Below are 5093 nucleotides of genomic sequence, written 5' to 3' on the forward strand. Positions count from 1 at the left end.
GGGTCAGCTCCGGGCCGGAGGGACCGACGACGGACTGACGACGCGGGCCCTGCCAGCGCGCGGAGCGACGCGCTCAAGACCATCGCTCCGTAACGCGGCGTATGTACGTCACCGTCGACGTCAAGGGCGAGGACACCTACGAACTCGAGCTCGAGGCGGTGGCAGGAACCGCGGATGCCGACGCTACCGCCGCTGGCGGCTCCGACGCCGACGCGACGCCGACCTACGCGGACCTGCTCCGCACGGTCGATCTGAGTCCCCACGAGGTGAGCGTCCTCGTCGACGGTCGACCGGTCCCCGAGGATCAGCCGGTCGAGAGCGACCACGTGACGGTGTTGCGACTCATCAAGGGCGGATGATTCGGCCGACTCACAGGGCTACTCGAGCGTCGCGATAGCCTCGATTTCGAGGGCGGCACCTTCGGGACGCGACCGACCTCGACGGCGCTTCTCGCCGGCGGCGACTCCTCGAAATAGTCGGCGTAGGCCTCGTTCATCGCCTCGAAGTCGTCGATATCGTTCAGGAAAATGGTGCTCTTGAGCAGGTTCTCGAGGCTCGCGCCCTCGGCCTCGAGGATCGCCGCGACGTCGTCGAGACACCGGCGAGTCTGGTCGGCGACCGACGCATCGTCGAGGAGTTCGCCGTCGGGGGTGAGCGGGAGCTGTCCGGCGGTGAACAGAAGGTCGTCGGTGGCGGTCGCCTGACTGTACGCGCCGACTGCCGCGGGCGCATCGTCCGTACTGGGACAGCGCTTCATGCGAACGATTCGCACTCGAACGGGCGTAACGGCCTGCGTCAATACGGGCGCTTACGTCGACGATCGGTGCGATCTCGTCGCCGACAGTCGCGGTTTCGACGGCCGCAGCGGAACGCGATGCCTGCTCGAGATATATCGACTACTCTTGAACGGGTCGATCACCTGCCATCAAGATACTTGGACGGATTTCCCGATTTGTGTGGTATGCCAGACCATCTCAAAGAAGCCGATCCGACGGTCGCCGATGCCGTCGAGAGCGAGCGCGAGCGCCAGGAGTCGACGCTGGGAATGATCGCCTCGGAGAACCACGTTTCCGAAGCCGTGCTCGCCGCGCAAGGAACCGCACTGACCAACAAGTACGCGGAGGGGTATCCCGGTGCGCGCTACTACGGCGGCTGCGAGCACGTCGACGAGGTCGAGCGAACGGCCATCGAGCGGGCGAAGTCGCTGTGGGGTGCCGATCACGTCAACGTCCAGCCGCACTCGGGGACTCAGGCGAACATGGGCGTCTACTTCGCCGCTCTCGAGCCGGGCGAGACGATCCTCTCGCTGGATCTCACCCACGGCGGGCACCTCAGCCACGGCCACCACGTCAACTTCTCCGGGCAGCTCTACGAGGTCGAACAGTACGAAGTCGACCCGGAAACGGGGTACATCGACTACGACGCGCTCGCCGAGCGGGCTCGCGCGGTCGACCCGGCGATGATCGTCAGCGGCTCCTCGGCGTACCCGCGCGAGTTCGACTGGGAGCGCGTCGGCGAGATCGCTGACGCGGTCGACGCGTTCCACCTCGCCGATATCGCCCATATCACCGGGCTCGTCGCGGCCGGCGTTCACTCGAGCCCGATCGAGCACGCCGACTTCGTCACCGGGAGCACGCACAAGACCATCCGATCCGGCCGGGGCGGGATCATCATGTGCGACGAGGCGCACGCCGACGACGTCGACAGCGCGGTCTTTCCCGGCAGTCAGGGCGGGCCGCTCATGCACAACGTCGCCGGCAAGGCCGTCGGCTTCGGGGAAGCGCTCGAGCCCGCATTCGAGGAGTACGCCACCCGAACCGTCGAAAACGCATCGGCGCTCGCGGCTGTTCTCAGCGATCGGGGACTGTCGCTGGTCTCCGGCGGCACCGACAAGCACCTCGTGCTCGTCGACCTGCGGGAGTCCCATCCCGACCGCACCGGCGACGACGCCGAAGCGGCCCTCTCGGACGTCGGCATCGTCCTCAACAAGAACACCGTTCCGGGGGAGACCCGGTCACCGTTCGTCACCAGCGGGATCCGGATCGGCACGCCCGCGCTGACGACCCGCGGGTTCGGTCCCGAGGAACTCGAGTCGGTCGCCCACCACATCGCCGACGTGCTCGACGCGCCCGACGACGACGCGACGCTCGAGCGAGTCTCCGAGTCGGTCGACGACCTCTGCGAATCGTTCCCCGTGTACGGGTAGCGCCGTCGCGGCCGCGTCCGGACGAATCCGGCCGTCTCACTCTTTCGTGCTCACGACGTCGAGTCCGTCGTCCGTCACGCGGACGTACAGGAGCCTATCGTCGGGACGCGGATCGATCACGTCATCGAGTTCAGGAGCGCAGCCCATCATTCCGATCTCGTTGAAGCCGCACGCGTCACAGACCGCTGCGTCGGCCAGTGGCTCGTACTCATCGTCGCGTTCGGTGGCCGGGAGGTACCCCGCGTCCGTGATCTCCGCATCGCACTCCGAACAGTACAGCGTGGGTGTCGAGACGAGCTCCATGTGTTGACTAGAGCGGAGCACCCGCATAGAATTGTGTGCTGACGACCGTCCGCGCGCTGATCGGACTGTCGCGGCTCCGATTCCGACGGCTGACAGCTCGAGATCGAGTCCCGAGACGGTGCCGCCGAAGCCGTGAGGGCCGAATCGACCACTGCTGACCGAACCAAACGCCCCCGGAATCGCGCAGGCGAGAACACGTCGCGGGAAACCGGAGGGAGTTCGCAGCCGTCGGCTCGAGCCGGCTACACCCTCATACGGACTACTGTAAATCATTTCCGGCGCATTCGCGGCCCGCCATGCGGGCGCGCCGAGAAACAGTGACAGCAGACCGTCTCAGTCGTCGTCGGAGGTGGTCGGCCCGGTCGGAGCGGTAGAACGGTCCTCTTCGCGTAAGAAGACCGCCCGACGGCTGCCGAACACCCAGATCATGACGCCGACGGCGATCAAGGTGATGATCGCGAAGGGGCCGCCGGCGATGATCGCGGCCTGTTGCAGCGCCGTCGTACCGCCGGCCACCATCAACAGCGAGGCTAGCGCGCCCATGAGGCCGCCCCAGATGACGCGGTTGATCGTCGACGGCTTCTGCTTGCCGCCGGTGGTGAGCATCCCCAGCGCGAGCGTCGAGGAGTCCGCCGACGTGACGAAGAACGTCGTCACCAACACCAGGAAGAGCACGGTTAGCAACTCGCCGGCCGGCAGTGCCTCGAACAGCGGGTAGCCGGCGACGGCCTCGTTGAACCCCCAGGCCTCGAGCGTCCCGAGGATGTCAGCCTGGCCGTTCGACTGCATGAAGATGGACGTCCCGCCCATCGTCGCGAACCAGGGGATCGTGATGGCCGTCGACGCGACGACGCCGGTCGCGGCGACCTGTCGGACGGTCCGTCCTCGAGAAATGCGGGCGATGAACAGCCCGACGAACGGCGCCCAGGAGAACCACCACGCCCAGTAGAAGACGGTCCAGGCACCGACGAAGCCGGAGTCGGCACCCTGTCCGCCGGTTTCGCCCGCGCCCATAAAGAGGCTCATGGAGATGAACTCATTGATGTACGCCCCCAGCGCCTGGGTCCCGACGGTCATGATGTACACCGTCGGCCCGAGGATGAACGCCGCGGCCGTCAGGACGACGAACAGCGCCATATTGAAGTACGAAATGCGGCGGATCCCTCGCTCGACGCCGAGCGCGACCGAAATCGTAAATGCCACGGTCAGGCCCGTGATCACGAGGATGGTCCCCGCGTCGCCGAACTCGACGCCGCCGGCGTACTCGAGGCCGACGAGGAACTGATTCCCGACCAGCCCGAGGGTCGTCGCGATGCCGCCGATGGTCGCGAAGACGGCGAGGATGTCCACGAGCTTCGCCCAGGGACTGTCGAGGTTGTCGAACCCGATGATCGGTCCGATGATCGTCGAGATGCGCATCGGCGCGTCCCGGCGGTAGGCGAAGTAGGCGATCGGAATCGCGACGATCACGTACGCCGACCACGCCGAGAGCCCCCAGTGGAAGAACGTGTACTGGAGCGCGCTGACGGCGGCACCCGTCGACTCCGCTTCGACCCCCGAGAAGGGCGAGGGCGTCGAGTAGTGGAAGATCGCCTCCGCCGGGCCCCAGAAGACGATACCGGCCGCGATCCCCGCGGAGTACAGCATCGCGAAGTACGCGAGGAAGCTGAACTCCGGCTCCTCGTCCTCCTCCCCCAGCTTGATGTTCCCCCACGGACCGAAGATGAGGTACAGCACGAACGCCACGAGGGCGAACATCGAGACGAGATACGCCCAGCCGAAACTCGTCCACAGGAACTCGTTGGTCCCCTCCATGATCTCGAGCGTGCGGCTCTCGCGGAAGAGAAACGCCGCGACGACCAGGACGGCGACGATAAACCCGATTCCGAAGACGGTGGGATCGAGTTCGTCGAGGAAGGTTCGGACCGCTCCGTCCTCGTCCCGTTCGCGCTCACTCATCGCGGATCACACGCCACCGGCGTCCGGTAACTCCCTCTCTCGTACGGTTCGTCTCGAGTTCGGTCACGGACGACTCGACGAACGTCCCCTCGTTCCACACCGGCACAGGTTGTGCGCCATTACGAGCCATGATCTCATGCACCGTGGTGAAGAATAACAAGTACCCCAATCAAGATTTATCTTAATAACCGGCGTCGCTTTTATACCGTCGACCGAACCGGTTAGCGAGTGGAGCGAGGCTCGTTACGCGTTGACGTGCCGGACCTCGTAGCCGTGATCCCGAATCGACCGGACGATCGTTCGCGATTGGCCCGAGCCACTCGTCTCGATCTGGAAGACGAGATGCGCCTCGCCCACGTCCAGTTCGGGTGCCGAGCGGTCGTGGCGGACGGTCTGGATGTTGGCACCGTGTTCGGCGATGATCCCCGAAACGTCCTCCATCTTGCCGGGTCGGTCGTCGATCCGGACGCGCAATCGCAGCAGTTGCTCGCGGTCGGTCAGCGCGTGAACGAGTACGGTCTGTAACATCGTCATATCGAGGTTGCCGCCGCCCAGCAGCGGCATGACCGTCTCGCCGCGCACGTCGAGACCGTCGCTGATGACCGCGGCGACCGACGCCGCGCCG

General features: G+C 65.8%; 4 protein-coding genes and 2 pseudogenes. 2 read left to right on the forward strand and 4 right to left on the reverse strand.

What is annotated here, in order from left to right:
* The first annotated feature begins 101 nt into the window (after positions 1-101).
* Positions 102-359 carry a ubiquitin-like small modifier protein SAMP2 gene (samp2, locus tag PGX04_RS09510; protein ID WP_273738284.1) on the forward strand — a complete coding sequence of 86 codons (258 nt, stop codon included), beginning with the start codon at positions 102-104 and terminating at the stop codon, positions 357-359.
* A gap of 18 nt (positions 360-377) precedes the next feature.
* Here the strand turns inward: samp2 and PGX04_RS09515 are convergent.
* Positions 378-757 (reverse strand): annotated as a pseudogene (locus PGX04_RS09515) (Rid family detoxifying hydrolase).
* A gap of 204 nt (positions 758-961) precedes the next feature.
* Here PGX04_RS09515 and glyA point away from each other — a divergent pair.
* Positions 962-2206, forward strand: a complete 1245-nt coding sequence (gene glyA, locus PGX04_RS09520; protein WP_273738285.1) for a serine hydroxymethyltransferase — start codon at positions 962-964, stop codon at positions 2204-2206.
* 36 nt (positions 2207-2242) lie between these two features.
* On the opposite strand, the gene PGX04_RS09525 is transcribed toward glyA, so the two are convergent.
* The 3 genes and pseudogenes from PGX04_RS09525 to PGX04_RS09535 all read right to left on the reverse strand — a co-directional run.
* Complete coding sequence (locus tag PGX04_RS09525) at positions 2243-2509, reverse strand: hypothetical protein (protein WP_273738286.1); 267 nt, start codon at positions 2507-2509, stop codon at positions 2243-2245.
* Positions 2510-2842: 333 nt separating this feature from the next.
* Positions 2843-4468 carry a BCCT family transporter gene (locus PGX04_RS09530; RefSeq protein WP_273738287.1) on the reverse strand — a complete coding sequence of 542 codons (1626 nt, stop codon included), beginning with the start codon at positions 4466-4468 and terminating at the stop codon, positions 2843-2845.
* Between the two features lie 243 nt (positions 4469-4711).
* A pseudogene (locus PGX04_RS09535) lies at positions 4712-5093 on the reverse strand (threonine ammonia-lyase); the annotation flags it as partial.

This window comes from Natrinema soli, assembly GCF_028618695.1.